The sequence below is a fragment of the Cupriavidus sp. 8B genome (genome assembly GCF_054589115.1).
The window spans coordinates 1-22,946 of the sequence record NZ_BAAILO010000424.1 but is presented as its reverse complement, the minus strand read 5'-3'; the positions used below and the strand labels follow the sequence as shown (position 1 = coordinate 22,946).

23 protein-coding genes are annotated in these 22,946 nt (G+C 67.9%); 15 read left to right on the top strand and 8 right to left on the bottom strand.

The window, feature by feature from the left end:
* Positions 1–23: 23 nt before the first annotated feature.
* Both ACYP5B_RS40075 and ACYP5B_RS40070 read left to right on the top strand, forming a co-directional pair.
* Positions 24–722, top strand: a complete 699-nt coding sequence (locus ACYP5B_RS40075) for an aspartate/glutamate racemase family protein (RefSeq protein ID WP_459573354.1) — start codon at positions 24–26, stop codon at positions 720–722.
* 67 nt (positions 723–789) lie between these two features.
* Positions 790–1,170 (top strand): DUF427 domain-containing protein, encoded by a 381-nt coding sequence (locus tag ACYP5B_RS40070; protein WP_459573352.1) that lies wholly within the window; start codon positions 790–792, stop codon positions 1,168–1,170.
* Positions 1,171–1,193: 23 nt separating this feature from the next.
* On the opposite strand, the gene ACYP5B_RS40065 is transcribed toward ACYP5B_RS40070, so the two are convergent.
* Positions 1,194–2,027 (bottom strand): GntR family transcriptional regulator, encoded by an 834-nt coding sequence (locus ACYP5B_RS40065; RefSeq protein ID WP_400100386.1) that lies wholly within the window; start codon positions 2,025–2,027, stop codon positions 1,194–1,196.
* A gap of 174 nt (positions 2,028–2,201) precedes the next feature.
* On the opposite strand from ACYP5B_RS40065, the gene ACYP5B_RS40060 reads away from it, so the two are divergent.
* From ACYP5B_RS40060 to ACYP5B_RS40030, 7 genes are all read left to right on the top strand, one after another.
* Positions 2,202–3,098 carry an isocitrate lyase/PEP mutase family protein gene (locus ACYP5B_RS40060; RefSeq protein WP_400100388.1) on the top strand — a complete coding sequence of 299 codons (897 nt, stop codon included), beginning with the start codon at positions 2,202–2,204 and terminating at the stop codon, positions 3,096–3,098.
* A 2-nt stretch (positions 3,099–3,100) separates the two neighbouring features.
* A complete protein-coding gene (gene leuC / locus ACYP5B_RS40055; protein ID WP_459573351.1) occupies positions 3,101–4,501 on the top strand; it encodes a 3-isopropylmalate dehydratase large subunit in 1,401 nt (466 codons plus the stop codon).
* Positions 4,502–4,503: 2 nt separating this feature from the next.
* The gene (gene leuD, locus ACYP5B_RS40050; RefSeq protein WP_459573358.1) at positions 4,504–5,130 is read left to right on the top strand and encodes a 3-isopropylmalate dehydratase small subunit; all 627 of its coding nucleotides are present in this window, start codon (positions 4,504–4,506) and stop codon (positions 5,128–5,130) included.
* Entirely contained in the window at positions 5,127–5,753 is a 627-nt protein-coding gene (locus tag ACYP5B_RS40045) for a YbhB/YbcL family Raf kinase inhibitor-like protein (RefSeq protein WP_459573350.1), read from the top strand. Before leuD ends, ACYP5B_RS40045 begins: the two co-directional genes overlap by 4 nt.
* 60 nt (positions 5,754–5,813) lie before the next feature.
* Positions 5,814–6,824, top strand: a complete 1,011-nt coding sequence (locus ACYP5B_RS40040; protein WP_459573349.1) for a Bug family tripartite tricarboxylate transporter substrate binding protein — start codon at positions 5,814–5,816, stop codon at positions 6,822–6,824.
* Between the two features lie 75 nt (positions 6,825–6,899).
* A complete protein-coding gene (locus ACYP5B_RS40035; RefSeq protein ID WP_459573347.1) occupies positions 6,900–8,366 on the top strand; it encodes an MmgE/PrpD family protein in 1,467 nt (488 codons plus the stop codon).
* 36 nt (positions 8,367–8,402) lie between these two features.
* The gene (locus ACYP5B_RS40030) at positions 8,403–9,398 is read left to right on the top strand and encodes a Bug family tripartite tricarboxylate transporter substrate binding protein (RefSeq protein WP_459573346.1); all 996 of its coding nucleotides are present in this window, start codon (positions 8,403–8,405) and stop codon (positions 9,396–9,398) included.
* Positions 9,399–9,417: 19 nt separating this feature from the next.
* Here ACYP5B_RS40030 and ACYP5B_RS40025 read toward each other — a convergent pair whose 3' ends face one another.
* Complete coding sequence (locus ACYP5B_RS40025; RefSeq protein WP_459573345.1) at positions 9,418–10,974, bottom strand: MFS transporter; 1,557 nt, start codon at positions 10,972–10,974, stop codon at positions 9,418–9,420.
* Between the two features lie 262 nt (positions 10,975–11,236).
* Here ACYP5B_RS40025 and ACYP5B_RS40020 point away from each other — a divergent pair, with 262 nt between their 5' ends.
* Complete coding sequence (locus tag ACYP5B_RS40020; RefSeq protein WP_459573344.1) at positions 11,237–12,145, top strand: LysR family transcriptional regulator; 909 nt, start codon at positions 11,237–11,239, stop codon at positions 12,143–12,145.
* A gap of 142 nt (positions 12,146–12,287) precedes the next feature.
* Here the strand turns inward: ACYP5B_RS40020 and ACYP5B_RS40015 are convergent, their stop codons facing one another.
* The 5 genes from ACYP5B_RS40015 to ACYP5B_RS39995 all read right to left on the bottom strand — a co-directional run bounded on the left by ACYP5B_RS40015 (position 12,288) and on the right by ACYP5B_RS39995 (position 18,339).
* Positions 12,288–13,088, bottom strand: coding sequence for an SDR family oxidoreductase (locus tag ACYP5B_RS40015; protein WP_459573343.1), 801 nt, complete (start codon positions 13,086–13,088; stop codon positions 12,288–12,290).
* A gap of 179 nt (positions 13,089–13,267) precedes the next feature.
* Positions 13,268–14,458: a patatin-like phospholipase family protein gene (locus ACYP5B_RS40010; protein ID WP_400100406.1), complete on the bottom strand. Its 1,191-nt coding sequence runs from the start codon at positions 14,456–14,458 to the stop codon at positions 13,268–13,270.
* A 21-nt stretch (positions 14,459–14,479) separates the two neighbouring features.
* Positions 14,480–15,892 (bottom strand): ATP-binding protein, encoded by a 1,413-nt coding sequence (locus ACYP5B_RS40005; RefSeq protein WP_400100424.1) that lies wholly within the window; start codon positions 15,890–15,892, stop codon positions 14,480–14,482.
* Positions 15,889–17,550, bottom strand: a complete 1,662-nt coding sequence (locus ACYP5B_RS40000) for an NAD(P)/FAD-dependent oxidoreductase (RefSeq protein ID WP_459573341.1) — start codon at positions 17,548–17,550, stop codon at positions 15,889–15,891. The genes ACYP5B_RS40005 and ACYP5B_RS40000 overlap by 4 nt, the downstream gene beginning before the upstream one ends.
* A 159-nt stretch (positions 17,551–17,709) precedes the next feature.
* Positions 17,710–18,339, bottom strand: a complete 630-nt coding sequence (locus tag ACYP5B_RS39995) for a LysE family translocator (RefSeq protein ID WP_459573340.1) — start codon at positions 18,337–18,339, stop codon at positions 17,710–17,712.
* 127 nt (positions 18,340–18,466) lie between these two features.
* Here ACYP5B_RS39995 and ACYP5B_RS39990 point away from each other — a divergent pair, with 127 nt between their 5' ends.
* On the top strand, positions 18,467–18,928 hold the full coding sequence (locus tag ACYP5B_RS39990) for an Lrp/AsnC family transcriptional regulator (RefSeq protein WP_043353252.1): 462 nt from the start codon (positions 18,467–18,469) through the stop codon (positions 18,926–18,928).
* Between the two features lie 68 nt (positions 18,929–18,996).
* Here the strand turns inward: ACYP5B_RS39990 and ACYP5B_RS39985 are convergent, their stop codons facing one another.
* The gene (locus ACYP5B_RS39985) at positions 18,997–19,362 is read right to left on the bottom strand and encodes a hypothetical protein (RefSeq protein WP_459573338.1); all 366 of its coding nucleotides are present in this window, start codon (positions 19,360–19,362) and stop codon (positions 18,997–18,999) included.
* Positions 19,363–19,514: 152 nt separating this feature from the next.
* Between ACYP5B_RS39985 and ACYP5B_RS39980 the strand changes: the two genes are divergently transcribed.
* The 4 genes from ACYP5B_RS39980 to ACYP5B_RS39965 all read left to right on the top strand — a co-directional run bounded on the left by ACYP5B_RS39980 (position 19,515) and on the right by ACYP5B_RS39965 (position 22,880).
* Positions 19,515–20,471 carry an ATP adenylyltransferase family protein gene (locus ACYP5B_RS39980; RefSeq protein WP_459573336.1) on the top strand — a complete coding sequence of 319 codons (957 nt, stop codon included), beginning with the start codon at positions 19,515–19,517 and terminating at the stop codon, positions 20,469–20,471.
* A 171-nt stretch (positions 20,472–20,642) separates the two neighbouring features.
* Positions 20,643–21,242, top strand: coding sequence for a YfiR family protein (locus ACYP5B_RS39975; RefSeq protein WP_459573335.1), 600 nt, complete (start codon positions 20,643–20,645; stop codon positions 21,240–21,242).
* Positions 21,239–22,537 (top strand): diguanylate cyclase domain-containing protein, encoded by a 1,299-nt coding sequence (locus ACYP5B_RS39970; RefSeq protein ID WP_459573334.1) that lies wholly within the window; start codon positions 21,239–21,241, stop codon positions 22,535–22,537. Before ACYP5B_RS39975 ends, ACYP5B_RS39970 begins: the two co-directional genes overlap by 4 nt.
* 43 nt (positions 22,538–22,580) lie before the next feature.
* On the top strand, positions 22,581–22,880 hold the full coding sequence (locus tag ACYP5B_RS39965; RefSeq protein ID WP_459573333.1) for a hypothetical protein: 300 nt from the start codon (positions 22,581–22,583) through the stop codon (positions 22,878–22,880).
* Positions 22,881–22,946 lie beyond the last annotated feature (66 nt).

Sequence of the window (22,946 nt, the reverse complement as noted above, 5' to 3'; positions counted from 1 at the left end):
GACCTCGCAAGGAGGCGTCAGTCATGACCCTGCACATCGGCATCGTTGCCTGCTCCGCCGAAGGCGCTGCGCTTTGCTACCGCACCATCTGCATGGAGGGCGCGCGGCTGCTAGGGCCCCATGCGCATCCCGAGGTGTCGATGCACACCCCGTCGCTGGCCGAGTACGTCAAACACCTCGATCGCGGCGACTGGCAGGCCGTAGGTGAGTTGATGCTCACCTCGGCCAGGAAGCTCGCCGGCATGGGCGCGGATTTCCTGATCTGTCCCGATAACACCATTCACCAGGCCCTGCCATACGTGGCGCCGCGCTCGCCGCTGCCCTGGCTGCATATTGCCGAGGTGGTGGCCGACAGCGCGGTGGCGCGAGGTTTCACCCGCCTCGGCCTGACGGGTACGCGCTGGCTTGTCGACAGCGAGGTCTACCCCGAGAAGCTCGCTGCGCGCGGGCTTGGCTTCGTGCGGCCGGAGCCCGCTGAGCGCGATGAAATCAACCGCATCATCATGGACGAACTGGTGGGCGGCATCGCCACCCCGGAAGCGCTCACTTACTTCCAGCAGGTGATCCAGCGGCTGAAGGCGCAGGGCTGCGACGCCGTGGTGCTCGGCTGCACGGAGATCCCATTGATCGTGAATGATGGCAATGCGCCGCTGCCGACGCTGGATTCCACGCGGCTGCTGGCGCAGGCGGCACTGCGCAGGGCGGTGCAAGGCGCACATTGATGCCGGGCAAGCTGGCGGGTTCGCGCGTAGTATTGGCGGGCCCTGCCATACATCAGGAAGCCCAGCCATGAGCAGCAATCCCATCAAGATCCCGGGCCCCGATCATCCGATCGTGATCGAGGCGAACCCCGCGCGCGTCGTCGTCAAGCTCGGCGGCGCCGTCATTGCCGACACCCGCAGCGCGCTCACGCTGCGTGAGGCGTCCTACGCGGCGGTGCAGTACATTCCGCGCAAGGATGTCGACATGTCGCTACTGGCTCGTAGCGATCACGCCACCTACTGCCCGTACAAAGGCGATTGCGCTTACTACAGCATCCCCGCGGGCGGAGAGCGATCGGTCAATGCGGTGTGGACTTACGAGGCGCCGTATGCCGCCGTCGCGGCCATCAAGGACCACGTGGCTTTCTATCCGAGCCGCGTCGACGCCATCGAGGAACAGCAAGGCTAAGCGCTGAACGGCAAGGCGAGCGCCTAGTCGCGCGGCACGTCGTGGACAAACTGCCCGGCGCTTAGCGTGTTGACCTTGTCGGCCGAGATATCCATCAGGATGCGGCTGCGTTCGGGGGACATGTACACCGTGATGTACTGGACCGGCCGCGACTCCGGATCATGCATCAGGCGCACCAGCTTGAGCAGCGGCGCGCCAACCTCCGTGCGCAGCCAGCCCGCGTAGGCGGGGTCGGCCGCCTGGGCCGTGATCTCCTGCACCACGCGGCCAAACTTTACCCCCTGCGCCATCAGGATCTCGTAGAGCGCGTGCTTGCGCAGCGCGGCAGCCGACACGCGCTTGCCCAGCGCGGCGGGCACCCACGCATCCGTCAGCATCACCGGCGCGCCCTTGATGCTGCGCAGGCGCAGCGCATGCACCGCTTGCTCGCCCGGGGCGAGCTGCAGCAGTTGGGCAATGTCCGCCGGCGGCACGGCCGTGGTCACGTCCAGGACTTCGACATCCGTCTCCAGCGCGGTCTTGCGCAGGCCGTCGATCACGCTAAGGCTCGGGCTGCTGCGCCCCGCCGGCGCGTCCGCCCGCACAAAGGTGCCAAGGCCATGGCGCCGTTCCACCAGCCCCAGCGCCGCCAGCTCGGACAGCGCCCGGCGCACCGTGATGCGCGAGACGCCAAAACGCTCGCACAGTGCTTCTTCTTTCGGCAACGCCCCAGTTTGCACATAGACGCCACGCGTGATTTCGTCGCGCAGCACGAGAAAGAGCTGCCGGTGCAGCGAGGTGCCGGGCATATGGCCCAGCGGCGAAGGGGGGGTGGTCGTGCGCGGCATGAGGTGACGGGTTAGTGGCGTGGGCAGCATAGCACAACGCTCCTGCGGCGAATTTCCCGATCCTTGACGGAACCGGTTAGTTGTATCTAGAATATAAACACATAAACACAAAGCGACAGGCGACAGCCCATTTCCCTCCGCCCTGATGCTCACTCCGTACGCACACCTCACTGTCACCCACAGCAAGCACACAGGACCCGTCCAGTGACCCTCGCAGCTACCTTTCGCCAGCACCTGCAGGCACCCGGCATGATCATCGCGCCCGGCGCCTACGACGCCATCGGCGCTCGCCTGATCGAGCAGGCGGGCTTCTCCGCCTGCTACATGACAGGTGCCGGCACATCGGCCGCGCGCGGCTTCCCCGACTTCGGCCTGCTGACGATGAGCGAGATGGTCGAGAACGCCGCGGTGATGGCGCGCTCCGTGTCGATCCCGCTGATTGCCGACGCCGACACCGGCTATGGCAACGAGCTCAACGTCACCCGCACCGTGCGCGAGTACGAGGCCCGTGGCGTGGCGGCGATCCATATCGAGGACCAGGTTGCGCCCAAGCGTTGCGGACACCTGGATGGCAAGGAAGTGGTCTCGCGCGCGGAATTCGTCTCCAAGATCCGCGCGGCGGCGCAGGCGCGCCGCACGCCGGATTTCGTCATCATCGCGCGCACCGATGCGCGGGCCATGCTCGGGCTGGACGAGGCCATCTGGCGCGCCAATGCCGCGCTGGAAGCCGGCGCGGACCTGGCCTTCGTCGAAGCCACGCAAACAATCGAGGAAGTCGCGGCCGTGCCGCGACTGGTGCGCGGCCCGTGCCTGCTGAACGTGGTGCCCGGCGGCCGCACGCCGATCTTCGACCTGCGCGAGGCCGAGGCCATGGGCTACAAGCTGGCCATCCTGCCGGGCCTGATGCTCAAGGCCGCGATCCAGGCGGGCGACGAAGCGCTGGCCGAGCTCAAGGCCACCTTCACCGCGCCGGGCGTGTCGGCCAGCGTGGGGCAGACCTTCCGCCGCTTCGGCGCCGATGAATGGGACGGCCTGCGCCAGCGCTTCAATGCCGGCGAGCGCGCCACCAACCCCGACGCGCCGGCAAGCGCAAAGGATTGACGATGGCCCGCACTCTCTTCGACAAGCTCTGGGACGCGCATGTGGTGCGCGAGCTCGGCGATGGCTGGGCGCTGCTGCATATCGACCGTCACTTGCTGCACGATCTCTCCGGCCCGCCGGCGCTGGCCGAGGTGGCGGCGCGCGGCTTGCCGCTGCATGATCCGGCGCTGGTGTTCTCCACGCCGGACCACGCAGTCTCCAGCCAGCCCGGGCGCGATGGCAATACCTATGTGCCGGGGGGGCGCCTGTGGTCCGCGCTGCGCGATCGCTCGGCCGCGGCCGGCGTGACGATGTTCGACCTTGGCCAGCCGGGGCAGGGCATCGTCCACGTGATGGGCCCAGAGCTTGGCATCGTGCTGCCCGGCCTGACGGTCATCTGCGGCGACAGCCATACCTGTACCAATGGCGGCCTGGGCGCGATGGCCTTCGGCGTGGGCTCGTCCGAGAGCACGCACGCGCTTGCCACGCAAACGCTGCGCCAGCAAAAGCCGCTGCGCATGCGCATCCGTTGCGACGGCGTGCTGGCCGAGGGCATCACCGCCAAGGACCTGGCGCTGCATATCATCGGCCGCCTCGGCGCGGCGGCGGGCGGCGGCTTTGCCATCGAGTTTGCCGGCACGGCCATCGAAGCGCTGGAAGTGGAAGGGCGCCTGACGCTGTGCAACCTGAGCGTGGAGCTGGGCGCGCGCTTTGGCATGGTGGCGCCCGATGCGCGCACCATCGAATGGCTGCGCGGCCGCCCATATGCGCCCACCGGCGCGCAGTTCGACAGCGCGGCCGCGTACTGGCGCACGCTCGCCACCGATGCCGGCGCCGTGTTCGATCGCGAAGAGGTGATCGACGCCGCGGCGGTGGCGCCCACCATCACGTGGGGCACCAGCCCCGAGCACGCGATGGCGATCGACGGGCATATCCCCGACCCGGCCGCCGCCGGCGACCAGGCGGCCAGCGCTGCCATCGGCGCCGCGCTGGATTACATGGGCCTGGCACCCAACGCCCCCATCGCCGGCACGCCGGTGGACTGGGTCTTCATCGGCTCCTGCGCGAACTCGCGCCTGTCCGACCTGCGCGCCGCGGCCGCCGTGGCGCGCGGGCGGCGCGTGGCCCCGGGCGTGACCGCCTGGGTGGTGCCGGGTTCGGAAAACGTCAAGCGCGCGGCCGAGGCCGAAGGGCTGCGCGCCGTGTTCGAGGATGCGGGTTTTGCCTGGCGCGAGCCGGGCTGCAGCATGTGCGTGGCCGCCAACGGCGAGCAGGTGCCGCCCGGGCAGCGCTCGGTCTCCACCTCCAACCGCAATTTTGTCGGGCGCCAGGGGCCGGGGGCCCGCACCCATCTTGCCAGCCCCGCGATGGCCGCCGCCGCCGCGGTCACCGGCTGCATTGCCGACGTACGGAGCCTGACATGACCATGCAACCCTTCACTGTCGTAACGGGCGCCGCCGTGCCGCTGATGCGCGCCAACGTCGACACCGACGTGATCATCCGCATCGAGCGGCTCACCGCGTTGCCGCGCGAGCAGCTCGGCCCCTACGCGCTGGAAGCGCTGCGCTACCGCGCCGATGGCAGCGAGGATCCGGGCTGCGTGTTCAACCAGCTGGCGTTTCGCGGCGCCCCGGTGCTGCTCGCCGGCGCCAACTTTGGCTGCGGATCCTCGCGCGAGGGCGCGGTGTGGGCGCTGATGGGCCTGGGCGTGCGCTGCGTGATCGCGCCGAGCTATGGCGACATCTTCTACAACAACTGCTTCCAGAACGGCGTGCTGCCGATCCAGCTCCCCGCCGAAACGGTGCAAGCGCTGGCCGCGCAATGCGCAAGCGGCGCGCCGGTGCACGTGGACCTGGCGAGCGCCACGCTGACCGCGCCCGATGGCGCGACCGTCGCGTTTCCCGTCGACCCGCTGCGCCGTGAAGCCCTGCTGCACGGGCTGGACGATATCGGCCTGACGCTCAAGGACGACGCGCTGATCCGTGCCTGGCAGCAAGCCGATCGCACCCACCGGCCCTGGGCCTGGTCGGTGCGCCGGCAAGGCGCGGCATGAGCGCCCGGATGCAGCATCCGCTGGTGCTGCGCGCAGCCGGACTGCTGCTGCGCGGACGCCACGCGGGCGATGGCAGCCTGGCGTGCAGCGATGCCGTACTGGCCGCATTGCCCGACACGCTGGCGCTGCACAGCACGTCGTTTGCCGATCACGGCGCGATGCCCGTGCGCCACGCGGGCGCGGGCGTGGGCGCCAACTGCTCTCCCGCGCTGGCCTGGACGGGATTGCCGGCAACGGCCACGCACTGGCTGTTGCTGGTCGAGGATCCGGATGTGCCGCTGGCTTACGCCATCGTGCACGCGCTTGCCTGGGGCCCGGCCGCGGTCGGCGCGCTGGCCGAAGGCGCACTGTCGCGCGAGCCGTTGCCGGCCGGCGTGACACTGGCCGTCAACGGGCTGGGCGATGCAGCTTACGACGGCCCCCGGCCCCTGCCGGGGCACGGGCCACATCGCTATGTGTTCCAGCTGTACGCGCTTGCCGCCGAGCCGCCAGCCGGTCTTGCGCGCGAAGCGCTGGTGGCGTGGCTGCGCGCGCATGCCATCGCGCGGGGCCGGCTCGATGGCGTGTTCCAGCGCGACTGGCGCGGCCGGCCGCTTACCCCCGCAATTGCCGCGCCGGCTTGAGTGCTCGCACAGCTAGCCAGAGACACCACGGGCCACCACTTAAAAAAATACGGAGACAACATGCCATCCTCGATCCAACGACAAACCAGGCGCCGAGCTGTCGCCCCGCTCGCTATCGGCGCGACGCTGCTGTTGGCCGGCACGCTAGCCACCGCCGCCGGCTCCACCGACAGCCCCGGCGCATGGCGCCCGGACCGTCCCGTCACACTGGTGGTCCCCTATAGCGCCGGCGGTGGCACGGACGCCACCGCGCGAGCGGTGTCCAAGCAGCTTGGCGTGCTCTGGCGCCAGCCGGTGGTGGTGGAGAACCTGCCGGGCGCCGACGGCCTGATCGGCACGCGGCGCGTGATGGAGGCAAAGCCCGATGGCTATACCCTGCTGCTGCAGGTGCCGGGCATCGTGGTCACCAGGTACACGCCCGGGCTCAAGGGCATCGACCCGCTGGCGCGGCTCGACCCAATCACCGCGATTTCGCAGTCGCCTGCCGCGGTGGTAGCCAGCGCCAAGCTGCCCGTGAAGACGCTCGGGGAATTCGTGCAGTACTGCAAGACGGTGGCCAAGACCTGTTCGCTCGGCACCGGCGAAAGTCTCGCGCGCATCTCCGGCAAGCAACTGGCGGCGGAGGCAGGCTTGCCTAACCTCATCATCGTCAACTACCGGGGCACCGGCGCCATCGTCACGGACATGATCGCCAACAACGTCAACCTGGCGTTCACCGGCATCACGGCCGCGCTGCCGCACTACAAGGCCGGCACGCTGAAGATCCTTGCCACGCAGGGGCACAAGCGCGCCGCCGCGCTGCCCGATGTGCCCACCACGGCCGAGGCCGGTTACCCGCAGTTCCAATCGGTCACCTGGTATGGCCTGTTCGCGCCCAAGGGCACCCCGGCCGCGATCACGCAGGGCGTTGTCGCCGCGCTGCGCGAGGCCGTAAAGGATCCGGAAGTGCAACGGACCATCGCCGCCGCGGGCGCCGAGCCGGTGGTGAATTCGCCTGCCGAGTTTGCCGCGCAGGTGCGCCAGGAAAGCGAGCGCCTGGGTGCGCTGGTCAAGCAGTATCCGTTCGAGTAAGGGCGTGGCCTGAGCTCCAGCCGACTGCGCCATTTTCCACGTAGCCTCACGTAGCCCCACATAGACAGGCACGCCATGCAAAACCAAAACCAAAACGAAAACCAGAACCAGAATCAGAACCCCACGCCCTTGCCGCCTACCGATCCCGACGGGCCCACCGGCAGGCTCGCCCAATGGCTGGCCGGCTTCCGGCTGGAGCAAGCCAGCGCCACCGCGCGCGAGCGCGCCAAGGCGCTCACGCTCGACGGCATCGCCTGTGCCATCGTCGGCGCGCAAATGCCGTGGTCGCGCACCGCCGCCAACATCGTGCGCCAGATGGAAGGGCAGGGTGACCGAACCATCGTCGGCTGGGGGGCGCGCACCAGCGCGCCGGGCGCCGCGCTGCTCAATGGCACCTTCATCCAGGGGTTTGAGCTTGACGACTACCATCCGCTCGGGCCGCTGCACAGCGCATCGCTCGTGCTGCCCGCGCTGTGGGCAGCATCCGAAGGCGAGAGCCGCGTCAGCGGGCGGCGCTTCCTGGAAGCGGCCATGGCCGGCTATGAGGTGGGCCCGCGCGTGGGCATGGCGCTGCATGGCGCGCAGATGTTGTCGCGCGGCTGGCATTCCGGATCGGTGTTCGGCACGCACGCAGCCGCCGCTGCCGTGGGCAAGCTGCTGGGGCTCGATGCCGCGCGTTTTGAAGATGCGCTGGGGTTGGCTGGCACGCAGTCGGCCGGACTGATGGCGGCGCAATACGAGGCCATGTGCAAGCGCATGCACCACGGCTTCGCCGCGCGCAACGGGCTCTACGCGGCGGTGCTGGCGGCGGGCGGCTACACCGGCATCAAGCGCGTGTTCGAGCGCGAGTACGGCGGCTTTCTCTCGACGTTCGGCGAAGGACATGCGCCGGATGCCTCGCAGATCACCGATGGCCTGGGCGAGCGCTGGGAAGTCGAGCGCATCGTCATCAAGCCCTACGCGGCCATGGGCGGCATCCACGCGCCGCTCGACGCGCTGTTCGACGTGGGCGCGCAGCGCGCGCTCAAGGTCGGGGAGATCGCTGGTATCGAGGTGGATGTTTCGCATGCCGTCTATCACCATGGCTGGTGGGTGCCGCAGCGGCCGCTGACGCCAATCGGCGCGCAGATGAACATCGGCTACGCGCTTGCGGTGGCGGTGCTGGACGGCGCGGCGCTTGTGCCGCAGTTCGCGCCGGCGCGCATCGATGCCGACGACGTTTGGGCGCTGCTGCCGCGTATCGCGGTGCGCCACGATCCCGCCTTCGACGCGGGCGGCCAACGGGCTCGTGGACGCGTGCGGCTGGCCGTGGCCTTCACCGACGGCCAGCGCATCGAGGTCGACCGTACGGCGTCGCGCGCCATCGAATCGCCGCAATCGAGCGACGAAGTGGCCGCCAAGTACAGGGCCCTGACGGACGGGCTGATAGCGCCGCAGCGGCAGCAAGCCATCGAGCGCATGGTGCGCGATCTTGAGCAGCTCGACGATGTGCGCGAGTTGCTCGCCCTGCTTGCGCCGCCGGTGGCTTGTGCGTTCGATTGAGTGCCTGCCGACAACAAAGTACACCAGGAGCGAGACATGACCCAACGAATCCCCCGCCGTGCCGTGCTGGCCCGGATGGCAGCATGCGCGATGCTGGCCCTATCCAGCCTGCCGGCCGGTGCCCAGGCGCACTGGCCGGACAAGCCGATCCGCCTGGTGCTGCCCTTCTCGGCCGGCGGCCCGGGCGACATCACCACGCGGCTGATCGCGCAGGCGCTTGGCCGGCAGCTTGGCCAGACCGTGATCGTGGACAACAAGCCGGGCGCCGGCGGCATCATCGGCGCCGAGTTTGTCGCCAAGAGCGCGCCTGATGGCTATACGCTGCTGATCGCAGGCAATGGCGCGGTCGCCAACGCGTTGTTGCGCGCGAAGATGCCCTACGCCGACAGCGACCTCGTTCCCGTGGTCAGCACCAATGCGGCGCCGTCGGTGATGGTGGTGGGCGCCGGTGCCTCGCGCAAGGATATCAAGGACCTGAAGACGCTGCAGGCCTTCGGCAAGGCCAAGGGTGGCATCACGTTCGGCACCGCCGGCGCTGGCAGCACCGGACATTTCGTGGCGGAGATGGTGGAGGCCGCGCTCGGCGTGCCGGTGACACTGGTGCACTACAAGAGCGGCTCGGAAACGCTCAACGCGGTCATCGGCGGCCAGATCGACCTGGCGTCCGAAGCCCCCGTTGGCGTGCTCGGCTTCCTGCGTGGCGGCAAGCTGCGCGCGCTGGCGGTGACCGACGACAAGCGCGCGCAGGCGTTGCCGGACGTGCCCACCACCGCGGAGCAGGGCTTTGCAGGCATCCGCATGGAGCACTGGGGCGGCATCTATGCGCCCAAGGGCACGCCGGCGCCGATCCTGGACCGCATCGCGCAGGCCACGCAGGCCGCGTTCCAGGGCGATGCCGGCCTGCGCGCGCAGTTCGAGACCTACGGCTACCGGCCCGTGTCGGGCACACGCGTCGAGTTTGCGCACTTTGTGCAGGACGAGAAGCTGCGCCTTGGCAAGATCGTGCATGACTCGCATATGACGATCGATTGAGTGGTTGGCAAGGGGCGCTTTAGCGGCGCGCCGGTGCATTCACGCGCACCGGCTGGTGCGCCGGCGATTCATCCCGCATCAACAGGCGCACCAAGACGGCGCTGAGCAGCGCGACCCCGGCGGCCACGCACAGGATCCAGGCGAAGCCTTCCGCGAAGGCGGTGCGCGCAAGGGGTTCCAGCACGCCGCGCAGCGGTGCTTGCACATCGGCCATCGCGCCATTCAGGTCGCCGGCAACCACGCGCGCGATGATGTGTGCGGCCATGCCGGGCAGCACCCCCGAGCCTTCCGGATGCGCATGCAGCGCCGCGTCGAACACGGCCTGGGTACGGTAGGCGAGCAGGCCGCCGAGCAGGCCGAACGACAGCACGATCGCACTGAAGCGCGTGGTGGTGCTGATGCCGGACGCCATGCCGGAGCGCTCGCGCGGGATGCAGGCCATGATGTTCTTCTGCGTATCGCCATTGAGCAGCCCCGCGCCGCTGCCGGTGACGGCAATGGCCAGCGCGAAGGGCAGGTAGGACATGGAAATGACCGCCCACGCGCTCAGCAGGTTGCCGAGCCCGACCAGCACGAGCCCGAACACCAGCATCGAGGGCGCATCCAGCCGCCCCGACAGCCGCACGCCGATGCGCGGAAAGATCAGCATGGTCAGCGCGAACGGCAGCATGGCGGCGCCTGAGGCGATCGCCGAGAACCCGAGGCCCGTCTGCAGGTACAGCGGGATCAAGGTCATCATCACCTGGGCACAGGCAGCGTACGCGGCCATACCGAGCAGCGCGCCGATCAGGCGCGGATTGCGGAACAGCGTGAGATCCACCATGGGCCGGCGCTGGATGCGCTCCACGCCGATAAACAGCGCGAAGAGCACGGCGCCGCCGGCCAGCCGCATCAGGGTGCGCGTATCGCCCCAGCCAATGCGGTTGGCCTCGATCAAGGCCCAGATCATCAGGAACAGGCTGCCGCAAAAGCACAGGCCGCCCCACAGGTCGATGCGCGCCGCGCCCGCGTCGCGCGACTCCGAGATGTGCCGCAGCACCATGGCGCCCAGCAGGATGCCGACCGGCAGGTTCAGCAGGAACACCCAGCGCCATCCCAAGGTCTGGCTGATCACGCCGCCAAGGCTCGGCGCGACCAGCATGGCCACGCCCATGCACGCACCCCAGAAGGCCCACGCCCGGGCGCGCTCGCGCTCATCGTGAAAGGCGTGCGCGATGGTCGCCAGCGCCGAGGTCAGCAGCATGGCCGCGCCCACGCCCTTGACGGCGCGCGCCAGGTTCAGCGCCAGGCTGCTTCCCGCCAGGCCGCAGCCCAGCGAGGCCAGCATGAAGACCGCCAGGCCGGTCAGCAGCATGCGCTTGCGGCCGAACTTGTCGGCCAGGCTGCCCGCGGGCAGTAGGCCGCCGGCAAAGGTCAGCATGTAGGCGCTGACCACCCACTCGATATCGGAGAACGTGGCATGCAGGTCGCTCGCGATGCGAGGCAGCGTGACGGCCACGATGTTGGTGTCGAGGACGATCAGCGCGCAAGCGCCCGAGGCGGTCAGCAGCGCGGCGCGCGAGTTCATTGCGCTCATGCCGTCTCCCGGCCAAGCTGTGCTGCCGGCGATATTGCCTGGAATGAAATAAATCCGGATGTGCAGTGCCCGGCGGGCTGTGAGTGCCGATTCGTCTTGTGCCGCATGTCGTCGCTTCCTGTTGCTTCGCTTGACTGGATGCGGGCTAGGATACGGCCGGCAGGGCCGGGCGTTGTTGCGCCGACCGTGCTATTTTGTTGCCTTGTAGCTAATAATCAAAATCAGAAATCAGTAAGCATTCAGAAGGTAGAACAGCAAACCGATGGAACTGCGCCACTTTCGCTACTTCATCGCGGTAGCCCAGGACTTGCACTTCACCCGTGCCGCCGCGCGGCTCGGCATCTCCACGCCGACGCTCACCCGCCAGATCCAGGAGATGGAAGCCAGCCTTGGCATCCGCCTGTTCGAGCGCAACCAGCGCTCGGTGGCGCTGACCCCGGCCGGCGAGGTGCTGCTAGTGGAGGCGCAAGCCGTGGTGGCGCAGTTCGAGGCCGCGCAACTGCGCGCGCAGCGCGAGGCCCGTGGCGAGACGGGCAAGATCCACGTGGGTTATGTTGCCTCGGCGGCGTATTCGGGCGTGCTTCAGCGCCAGGTCGCGGCATTCCGCAAGGCCTGCCCCGATGTGCAACTGCTGGTGCGCGAGGCGCCCATGGGCACGCTGCCCGAACAGGTCAGGGATGGCCAGGTCGACATCGCCTATATCCGCTCCCCCATGAACCTGCCCGAGGGCGTGGACGCGCTGCCGCTGGCGCCGGAAGGTTTTATCCTCGCCCTGCAAAGCGATTCATGGCTGTGCGGCCTGGCCGAGATCCATCCCGCACATCTCAAGGCGGAGACGTTCATCCTTCCCGAACAGGTCTCGGGCACGCTGTCCACCGCCGAGCAGGGAGGCTTCGTGCCCAGGCTGGGCCCGCAGCCGGGTGGGCTGGTGGCGGTGCTGACGCTGGTGTCGCTGGGCGAAGGCGTGGCGATTGTCCCGAACGCCGTGGCCGGACACATCAGCCTGCCCAGCCTTGTCTACCGGGATATTGCGGGCCTGGAGGTGACGTCGTATCTGTCACTGATGTCGCGCCAGTACGAAAAAGCCGCGACCATCCGACGCTATATCGAACTGGTGTCGCGGCCCACGGTTACCTCAGGCCGAAAAAGCCGAGTACAAACAGGACAATGACCACGGCGCCTACCAACCAGACGATGTTGTTCATGACACGCTCCTTGCGCAGACTGTGGCATGACAGTCGCACACGCGGCGGGGCGTGTCTGTACGGTAGCGTTCAGCGTCGTGGGAGCGCCGGCCTGGCAGGCTGGCAGCGTCAGACCACCATCGGCGTGGTGGCGCCATCGACCGACAGGATGGCGCCCGAGATATAGCTGGCGCGTGGCGACGAGAGGAACAGCACGGCGTCCGCCACCTCTTCCGGCGTGGCCAGGCGGCCCAGGCCGGTGCGCGCATTGGCACGCGCCAATGCCTGCTCCACGGTCGTGCCGCTGATGCGGGCATCCACCTCCATGCCTTGCTGCAGGCGCTCGGTGTGCGTGGCCGACGGGTTGACGGCGTTCACGCGCACACCCTGCTTGCCGTAGGCATTGGCCAGGCCGGCGCTGGCCAGCATCAGCGCCGCGTTGGCCGCGCCGCCCGCCAGGTGGGCGGGGTTGGCCAGCTTGCCACCCATGCCCACGATATTGACGATGGCGCCGCGCCCCTGCTGCGCCATGCGCTTGACTACAGGGTCGATCACGTTGATGTAGCTGAAGTACTTGGCGGCCATGGCGTCCTGCCACAGCTGCGGGGTCAGCTCGTCCGGTGGGCGGCGCTTAGCCGCGCCGGCGGAGGTCACCAGGATGTCGATGGCGCCAAGCGCCGCCACTGCCTCCTCCACCGCGCGCGCGGCCTCGGCGATATCGGTCAGGTCGGCGGATACCGTGACCACTTCCTTGGCGAACTCGCCCTCGCCTTCGGCCAGCTTGGCGCAGGCGTTGGCCAGGTTCCCGGCGCTGCGCGAAACGATGGCTACGCGCGCGCCCTCGCGCAAGAAGCCGGCCGCGCAGGCCAGGCCGATGCCGCGGCTGCCGCCGGTGATGAGCACGCGTTGATTGCGGAGTTCGAGATCCATGTGTGTCCTGGCTGGTCAGGGAGCGCGCGGGCGTCGATCGATCAATGGCGGATCCGCGTGCGTGGCGGGTCGGCTGTCAGGCCGGTTAGACAACAGGGTTGCCATCTTAGCGCGCCTGCGCCGGCCTTGCTGGTGACCGCTCAATCTCGGGCCATCGTGCCGGCGCGGTGTCAACGCGCCTACGCCGGCGCCAGGGGCACATGCACGGCAATGCCCTCGATAGGATCGAGCGCGCCGCGCCAGGGCGCGGCTTCGATGGCTTGCTTGCCATGGACATAGCCGGCGTTCCAGCGCGCCTGGATGCCGGCGGCGCTGAAGTCGATATCCTTGGTGAGGTCTTCGCCGCCGAACGGCGGTGCATTGAGCTCGACCACGTGCATGGTGGTATGGCAGCCCCAGCCCAGCAGCTCCTCGACCGCGGCCGTGCTGCGCTCCGCCTGGGGAATGTGCTTGGCCAGTTCGCGGATCACATGCCGTAGCCGGTGCAATTGCCGCTGGTGCTCCAGCTGGGTCTCGGCGCGGCTTGAGTACTGGATATCCCGCTGCCGTCCCATGGCTTCCCAGATGGTGTCGGGCTCCGGGCCTTGCAGCGGCCACAGCTGCACGGCGAAGATCACCGAGCTGCGGCGCGGGTAGTCGTCGAGCACGGCTTCGATCGGCGTGTTGGAGCAGATGCCGCCGTCCCAGTAGGCTTCGCCGTCGATCCGGATCGCCGGGAAGCCCGGCGGCAGCGCCGCGGATGCCAGCAGATGTTCCACGCTCAGCGCGGTGTCCCGGTTGGTGTAGTAGCACATCCTGCCGCTGCGGACATTGACCATGCCAACGGTGAGCCGCGTGTGCTTCTCGCCGAGGTAAGCGAAATCCACCAGCGAGAGCAGGGTGTCGCGCAGTGGCGAGACCGAATAGAAGCCGGCCCGCTCCACCCCGAGCGGCACGCGCGTGCCGAACCAGGCAGCCGGGTTTGGCGTGAAGAAGCCAGGGATGCCCTGGGTGAGGGTCGCAAGGTTCGACATCGTGTTGTCACCGCCCGAGAGCAGGCGGGCTAGTTCGAGCGGCCCGTGGCGGCCCACCTGCTCCCAGAACTGCCGCAGGCGCGGCAAGCGATCCGCGGGCCGGTTGCCGGCCACGATCGAGCCGTTGATGGCGCCGATGGAGGTGCCGATGGCCCAGTCGGGCTCGACCCCTGCCTCGTGCAGCGCCTGGTAGACCCCGGCCTGGAAGGCGCCCAGCGCGCCGCCGCCCTGCAGGACGAACACCACTTGCTGATCGATGGGCCGCCTGGCCGCGCCGGTCGTGTCGGTCCGGGTTGCGGCGGGTTGCGCGGGTGGTGCGGATTGTGCGGGTTGTGGGGGTTGTGTCTTGGTATCCATGGTGTTCCGGCTCCCGGGCGGTCAGGGGGCGGCCGCGTTTGCCGGTGTTCGCGGCATGAGCGGCAGCCGGACCTGGAACGTGGTCTCGCCAGGACGCGACTTGACGTGTATCGCGCCGCCATGCCGGTTCACCACGGTCTGGTAGGAAATATCGAGGCCAAGGCCCGTGCCCTGGCCCTGCGGCTTGGTGGTAAAGAACGGCTCGAACAAATGCGGCATGACGTCCGGCGCGATGCCGGGGCCATTGTCGGTAATCTCCACCACGGCGAAATCGAGTTCGCGGCGGGTGCGCACGACAATTTCCCCCGTGCCCTGCATGGCGTCGATGGCGTTGTCGATCAGGTTGGTCCACACCTGGTTGAGCTCGCTGCCGTACGCCACCACGTGGGGCAGCTCGCGATCGAAGTCCAGCCTCACGCTCACGCCCTGCTTGAGCTTGTGGTGGAGGATGGTCAGGGTGTCCTCGATGCCGACCCGCAGGTCGACCTCCTGCTGTGGCGCACGGTCCATGTACGAGTAGGACTTCATCGCCCTGACGATCTCGGAAATGCGCGCCGCGCCGAGCCGCGTGTCTTCCATCAGCGCACGCAGGTCCATGGTCGCCACCAGCCAGTGCATGCCGGCGGTGAACTGCCCCGCGGTGAGGCTGGCCGCGGCCGGCGCGAGGTCTTCCCGGGCGATCCCCATCTTGACCAGGCAGGGTGCCATGAGCCAAGGCCTCTGCACGCCATGCTCGGCCAGCCAGTTGGCGAGCGCGTCTTCCGCCTCGCTGCGTTGCAGCGCGCCGGCGCTTTGCGCCGCGCCCCCCGGTGGCCTGCGCTCGCTCAGTGCATCCAGGGCGTTCAACGTTTCCGGGGGAATCGCGCAATGACTGAGTTCCACCGCGGCGTCCTTGAGTACGCCCAGGGCTGCCAGCGTGCAATCCGCGGTGCGCGCCAGCGCCGCCGCCGGATTATTCAGCTCATGCGCCAGGCCGGCGGCTAGCGTGCCCAGCGCGGCGAGCTTCTCGCGGTTGCGGGCGGTTGACTCAAGCAGGTTCAGGCGGTCGATGGTGTGGCGAAAGATCAGGCGGCTGAACGGCTCGCAGGCCGCCAGCAGCTCGCGGAACGCGGGTGCCGCCAGCTCGCCCAGCCGCCCGTCGCACACCGCCACCAGCGTGCCCGGCGCCGGCGCACCGGACAGCAGCGACGCGCCGCCGAAGAAGCTCGGCGCAACGAACCGGTTCGTCGGAATCTGCTGGCCGCCGGAGCGGATCATTGCCGCGACTTCGCCGGCCAGCACAAGCGAGAAGACCGGCCTGTATTCGCCCTGGCGGACCAGCACCTCGCCTTCTTTCATCGTGACTTCGACCAGGTTGGCGCACAGCCAGGCCAGGCGCTCCTCCGAGATGTCGGCAAGAAACGGCAGGCGGCGCAGGTCTGCGAGGCCGATCATTTGGTCGCCAGGTATTGATGGACCAGATGGATGGTGGTTGCGCCTTCGCCCACCGCTGCCGCCACCCGCTTGATCGAGCCGGCACGCACGTCGCCCGCGGCAAAGATGCCGGGCACGCTGGTTTCCAGGAACATGGGATCGCGCTCCAGCGGCCAGCTCGCCGGGCGCTTGCCGTCCTTGAACAAGGCGCGCCCCGTCAGCACGAAGCCATGGTCGTCGCGCGCGACCACGGTGCCCAGCCATTCGGTGCATGGCTGGGCACCGATGCAGACGAATAGCGCGGCGGCCGGCACGGCTTCGACGCTGCCGGTATTGACATCACGCAGGGCAAGCTCGGACAGGTGGTCCTGGCCGGCCACGCTGTCGATCACCGTGAACGGTCGCACACTGACATTCGGCGTCTCTTCGATCTGGTCGATCAGGTAGCGCGACACGCCCGCGCTTAGCGAGGCACCGCGGCACAGGATGACCACATGGCGCGCGTGCTTGGAAAGAAACATGGCAGCCTGCCCGGCCGAATTGCTGGCGCCGACGATGTAGATATCCTGGCCGGCGCAGGCAAGGGCTTCGGTAGCCGCCGCCCCGTAGTACACCCCGGCGCCCGTGAGATGCCCTATGCCGGGTACCTCCAGCTTCCGGTAGGCAACGCCGCTGGCGACCACCAGCGCCAGGCAGCTGATCTGCGGGCCATCGGACAGCCTGACGAACTTGTAGGGACCTTCGACGCGCAAGCCAACCACCGAACGGGTGAGGATGATTTCCGCGCCGAATCGCCGCGCCTGGGTCAACGCGCGCCGGGACAGCTCGGCGCCGCTCACGCCGGCGGGAAAGCCAAGATAGTTCTCGATGCGCGAACTGGTGCCAGCCTGTCCGCCAGGCGCCTCGTGCTCGATGATGGCGCACTTCAGTCCCTCCGATGCGCCGTACACCGCCGCCGCCAGCCCGGCCGGGCCCCCGCCCACGATCAGCAGGTCGTAGAACGGCATGGTCGAATGCGTCGCCAGCCCAACCTTGTCGGCAACCTGCGCCGTGGTCGGCCGGGAGAGCGCCGTGCCATCTTCGAAGATCAGGACCGGCAACTGGTGAATGGACGGATCGAGCGAGCTCAGCAGCAGCTCGGCTTCGCTGCCGCTGCTGACATCCAGCCGCTGGTAAGGAATGTGGTTGCGCGCCATGAAGTCGCGCAGCGCGTGGCCCTGCGGCGACCAGCGATGGTCGATCAGGCGGATCCCCTTGAAGCTGCCGTGCCACACTGCCTGCCACGCTTCCAGGAGGTCGTCCAGCACGGGATAGAAACTGAGTTCCGGCGGGTGCCAGGGCTTGAGCATGTAGTAGTCCAGGCGCACCTTGTTGATCGCGCGGATCGCCACGTCCGTATCCGAATACGCCGTGAGAAGCACCCGCTTGGCGTCGGGGAACAGCGCGATCGCCTGTTCCATGAACTCGATGCCGCTCATTTGCGGCATGCGCTGGTCCACCAGGAAGAGGGCGACGCAGCGGTTCTGCAGGCGTAGCTGCCTGGCCGCTTCCAGTGCCGCCAAGCCCGAACCGGCACGCACGATCTGGAAATGCTCGCCGTAGCCCAGGCGCAGGTCGCGGGCGACCGCCTCGACCACTTCGGGATCGTCGTCGACCGCAATGATGACGGGCTTGTCCATAGGCCTTGCCGCTTGAAATGCATCAGCGGCCCTGCACGGAGATTCAACGTGCGGGGCTGCCTAGTAAGGCTAGCACCTCGGGCTCTTCTTGCCAGATTCGTGTTGCCGGTGGGCAAAAAACGTCACACGCGTGGAGACCCTGTCGTCCTGTGGTTAGCTTTATTCGAAGGAAATCCGCGCGGCAAAGGCCAGCAGCGCCGCCGAGAAGGACCAACGCTGGACCGTCTGCGCGCGCGGGCTGCGGCGCAGCAAGTCGGTGAGGCGCACCGCGCCGAACACGCACGCCAGGTCGAATGCAACGCCGGTCAGCACCAGCACCACGCCGAGCTCAAGCACTTGCGACCACACCGGCGCGCCATGCGGATCCACGAACTGCGGCAACAACACGGAGCAAAAGAGCAGGGCCTTGGGGTTGAGGATGCTGCTGAGCGCGCCCTTGGCAACGCAGGCGCGCAGCGGCGCCGGCGGCGCTGCCGTGCCGGTGCCGGCGTCCATCCCGAAGGCCGGGCTGCGGAAGATCTGGATGGCCACATAAGCCAGGTAAAGCCCGCCCGTGATGCGGATGCCCTGGTAGAGCCAGGGCGCCGTGCGCAGCAGTGCGGCCAGGCCGCATGCCGAGAGCGTGACATGCGCCGCGCGTGCCATGGCCAGGCCGGCGACGGTGGCCAAGCCGTGGCGCACACCCCGGGCGGTGCTGGTTTGCAGCACCAGTGCCATGTCCGGTCCGGGTAGCGCGTAGACCACGGCCAGGGCGCCGATGAAGGTGACGAGGAGATGTAGGGAGACCATGATGCATGCCGTGTCGAGGGCAACATCATGACCCAGATGCCGGAGGGGATTCTGGCGATTTATCCGCATATCCCCATATAATTTGGAGGAATCCGCTAATGTTGTAGAATTTCCTGGAGTATTTCTTTTGGATCTCGACAAAACCGATCGCGCCATCCTGATGGCGCTGCAGGCGGACGGACGCGCCACCAACGCCAGCGTGGCGGAATCCGTGGGGCTGAGCGAGACACCGTGCGCGCGCCGGCTCAAACGGCTGGAGGCCGATGGCTATATCGAGGCCTATCGCGCCGTGCTATCACGCCAGGCCCTGGGGCTTGGCCTGATGGCGTTCACGCAGGTCCGCTTTGGCGTGCACAGCCGTGAGCTCTCCGATCGCTTCGAGCGGGAGATCCAGGCAATCCCGCGCATCGTCTCCTGCCATAACGTGTCGGGCAGCGCCGATTACCTGCTGCTGGTGGTCGCGCGGGACCTGGAGGATTACGGCATCTTCATGCGCGATGTGCTGCGCACATTGCCCGGTGTGACGGCAGTGGAGTCCATGCTGTCGCTGGGCGAGGTCAAGCGCAATGCCGGCTTGCCGTTGCTGTGACGCATTGACGCGGTGACGTGGTGATGTGGTGGCGTGGTGACATTTCAAGGCCTGCCGCCGCATCCCGCTCAGTGGTCGCGGTTCGCGTCCAGGGCCATTTCACGCGCGACAAAGAAGCACAGGATTGCGATCGCCGTGCACAGGATCGCCACGGTGAAGGCCAGTTGCCGCCCGTGCCACAGATCCGAGAACCACTGCGAGAACTCGGCCGCCAGCACCGCCGCCTTGCCGCCGATGCGTTCGAGCTGGAAATCATATTGCCTTTTCCACCCGGGGCCGTAGGCCAGGTCGCCGGCCTCATCGTTCGCGGCGGATAGATAGATGAGGGCGCCGCCAATCCAGCCCGCGGCGAGGATAACGGCGCCCAGCAGGTAAATGCGAGCGGGAAGGGACCAGCGCTTGCCCTGTGCATGCCGTTGTTCCGCATCGCTCATGGGTTTCCTTGGTGACTCGCCGGGCGACTCTCGCCGGCCTTCCTCGCATTGTAATAAAGGGAAGGAGTGCCTCGCTTCCCGCCTGCGCTGCCGCCGAGGGATAAGATTGGGCTGCCAGTGCGGCGATAGTCCCTCATCCCTTGGGCCAGACCATGCCACATCGATCTTTCCAGCCCGGCACGCTGTGGCCGGCCATCGTGCGCCAGACGCAGCACGCCCTGCAGTGCGGCGCGCTGCGCCCGATCGAGACCTTCCAGGCGGGCATCGACGATGGCGGCGTGCGCTTCCTGGTGCGCCAGGTTTCCAGCCTTGCGCGCAAGGACCGCTACAGGGACCAGGGCAACGCGCACCAGAATGACAACGCCGTCCCCGGCAACCAGGCGGGCGCCGACCCGTTCCTTCCCTACGACCCGGACCTGTTTGTCGCCGACGTCTGCGAGACCCATATTGGGCTGCTGAACAAGTTCAACGTCCTGGATCATCACCTGCTGATCGTGACCCGCCGCTTCGCGCCGCAGGACGCGCTGCTCAACCTGGCGGATTTCGAGGCGCTGATGACCTGCATGGCCGAGTTCGATGGCCTTGGCTTCTATAACGGCGGCGCGGCGGCCGGGGCAAGCCAGCGCCACAAGCACCTGCAACTGGTGCCGCTGCCACTTGCCAGCGAAGGCCCGGCGCTGCCCATCGCGCCGCTGCTTGCGGCGGCGCGCATCGATGGCGCCGTTGGCACCGTGCCGGGGTTGGCGTTTTCGCATGCGTTCGCGCCGCTGGCTTTGTCGGCGGCGCCTGGCCCGGTTCTGGCGCGCACCGCACTTGAGCGCTACCACACGCTGCTGGAGGCGGTTGGCGTGCGGGTGATCGACGTGGATGGCGAATCGCAGGCGTGCGCGCCATACAACCTGCTTGTCACGCCGCTTGGGATGCTGCTCGTGCCCAGGTCGGCTGAGTCCGTGGAGGGCATCTCGGTCAATACGCTCGGGTTTGCAGGATCGTTCTTTGTGCGGAATGAAGCACAGATGCGTACCATCGAGCGGCTCGGCCCCATGGCGATGTTGCGGCAGGTCGCGGGCCTGCCTTTGTCGTCACAGGCAGCGCCGGGCAGGAAATAAGGGGTAAATATAAAAGCAGGAGCGCCGTTAAAGGGTTTGGGCTAGCAAGGTTGTCCGGTGGCGTTCGCGCCGGGCTGGAATCCCTGCTTGATCTTGCTAGCCAGGTCGTGTCGTATCGCTTGCTGTGCGATGCGATGTTCCCCAAATGCGTCCCTTGGTAGGCCTCACCACTTGCCTCTTCAAACGGCTACCGTTCCAGCCAGCCAGCCAGCCAGCCCGCGCCGCGGCCGCAAGCATTCGCGCCTTCCGCGCTTACTGCCGGCCCTTCTTGCCGCCATCCTCTGCGCGCAGTCGCAGGGCACTGCGGCGGACACGGCCCCCCCGCGTTCCGAGGCGGTGGCGCGGGTGGTGTTCAGCCTGCTTGGCTATGCGCGCTGGCCAACCGAGCGGGAAGTCCTGCGCCTGTGCGTGGACGGCTCGGCCCGCTACGGCGCCAAGCTTGCGGAGGGCGGTGTCCTGGCAACCGGCCGCCCCGTGCAATCCAGGCGCATCGACCTGCAGGATGGCGTGTCCACCACGGGTTGCGATTCCGTCTACCTGGGGCCCATGACGGATGCCCGGCGCAAGAAACTGTCGACGGAGCTGATCGGGCGCCCGGTCCTTGTCATCACGGAAGAGGACTACGAGTGCGAGATCGGCAGCATGTTCTGCCTCAACGTGGTCGATGGCCACGTCTCGTTCCGCGTCAACCTGGATGCCGTTGCCCGCAGCGGCATCCACATCCATCCGGCCGTATTGCAGCTTGGCCGCCGCCGGGGGCCATCGCCATGAAGCTGCCACTACGGCCCGACGCGAGGGGGTCGCGTCCGACGCTGTACAACACGCTGCGCCGCATCCATCTCAGCGTGGCGCTGATCGCCGTCTGCACGGCGGGCATCTCTCTGACCGCGCTCGGGCTGGCCGCGCTGCGCGTCTATGCCGACCACAACCTGCACCTGGTTGCCCGCTCCGTGGCGTACACGCTGGAAGCGCCGGTGGTGTTCCGCGACCAGGCGGCCGCCAACGAGGCGCTGGTGGCGATTGCCGCGACGGAGGTAGCCCAGGCCCGCGTCTACGACAAGGACAACCGGCTGCTGGCCGAGTGGCAGCGCCCGGCCGGCGAGCGGCTTCCCGGCCTGCAGCGCCTGGCCAGCCGCATGATGGCGCTCGGTCCCGTGGAGCAGGAGATACTGCATGAAACGCAGGCGGTGGGCACCGTGCGCCTGACGGCCGACACGGGCAACCTCTTGCGCTTTGTGCTGAGCGGGCTGCTGGGGGTGCTGGCTTGCCTGCTGCTCACCGCGGTCAGCGCGCACTACATGTCGAGCCGCATGCTGGTCCACATCATCGAGCCGGTGCGCAACCTCATGCGTGTGGCCCATGCCGTGCGTTCGGAGCGCGCCTTCGACCAGCGCACGCCGCCAGCCCACATTGCCGAGCTCAATGCGCTCGGCGAGGATTTCAACGGCCTGCTCGACGAACTGGAGACCTGGCAGAACCAGCTCCAGCACGAGAACAGGTCGCTGGCGCACCGCGCCAGCCACGACAGCCTGACCGGCCTGCTCAACCGGGCGGCGTTCGAGGATGCGCTGCATCGGGCTGTGCGCTTTGCCGGCACCTCCAAGGGATTTGCCGGCGTGCTCTACCTGGATAGCGACGCGTTCAAGGAGATCAACGACACTTTCGGCCATGCCGCCGGGGACGAGGTGTTGTCCGACATTGCCCGGCGCATCCGTTCCTGCGTGCGGGAGGGCGACCTGGTCGCCAGGCTCGGCGGCGATGAGTTCGCGGTACTGCTGACCTCGCTGCGCAAGCCTTCCGACATCGTCCACGTCGCGGAGCATATCCTGCTTCGCATGAAGGACCCGGTGCAACTGTCGAGCGGCACCAGCATCGGGGCGTCGCTCAGCATCGGGTTGTCCGTGTTTCCGCTGCATGCGCAGACTGCCGCCACCCTGATGCAGACAGCGGACGAGGCCATGTACCAGGCCAAGCGCAGGTCGGGAGGCGGCTGGGAGAGCGCGGAGCCGCGCCTGGGAGAGCCCGTATCCGTACCCGGGCCCGAGTGCAAAGACAATGAGAAATAATCATGGGGTGCCATCGAACTTGCGAGTCACTGGCAGCCGGGGCATGGCTGCCACCTTGGTCGCAATCACCTTTGCCCTTGCCGCCTGCCAGACAGTGCCCGCTCCCAAGCTCACCCCAAAGCAAGTCCAGGCGCTGGAGTCGCAGGGATTCAAGCATACCGAGAACGGCTGGGAGCTGGGCCTATCCGAGAAGGTGCTCTTCGGCCTGGACGAGGTTGTGATCGGTGCGGACCTGCAGGAGGCCGTGCAGCGGATCGGCCTGGCGCTGGCGGCCGCGGGCATCGATCATGTGCGCCTGGACGGGCATACGGATGACTGTTCCATAAAATCTGCTCAAAGTTGAGCATTGGATTTATCCGCACTTCGTTGACGCGGCTTGCGCCGCCCAACTGAAGCCCCTTGACGCTCA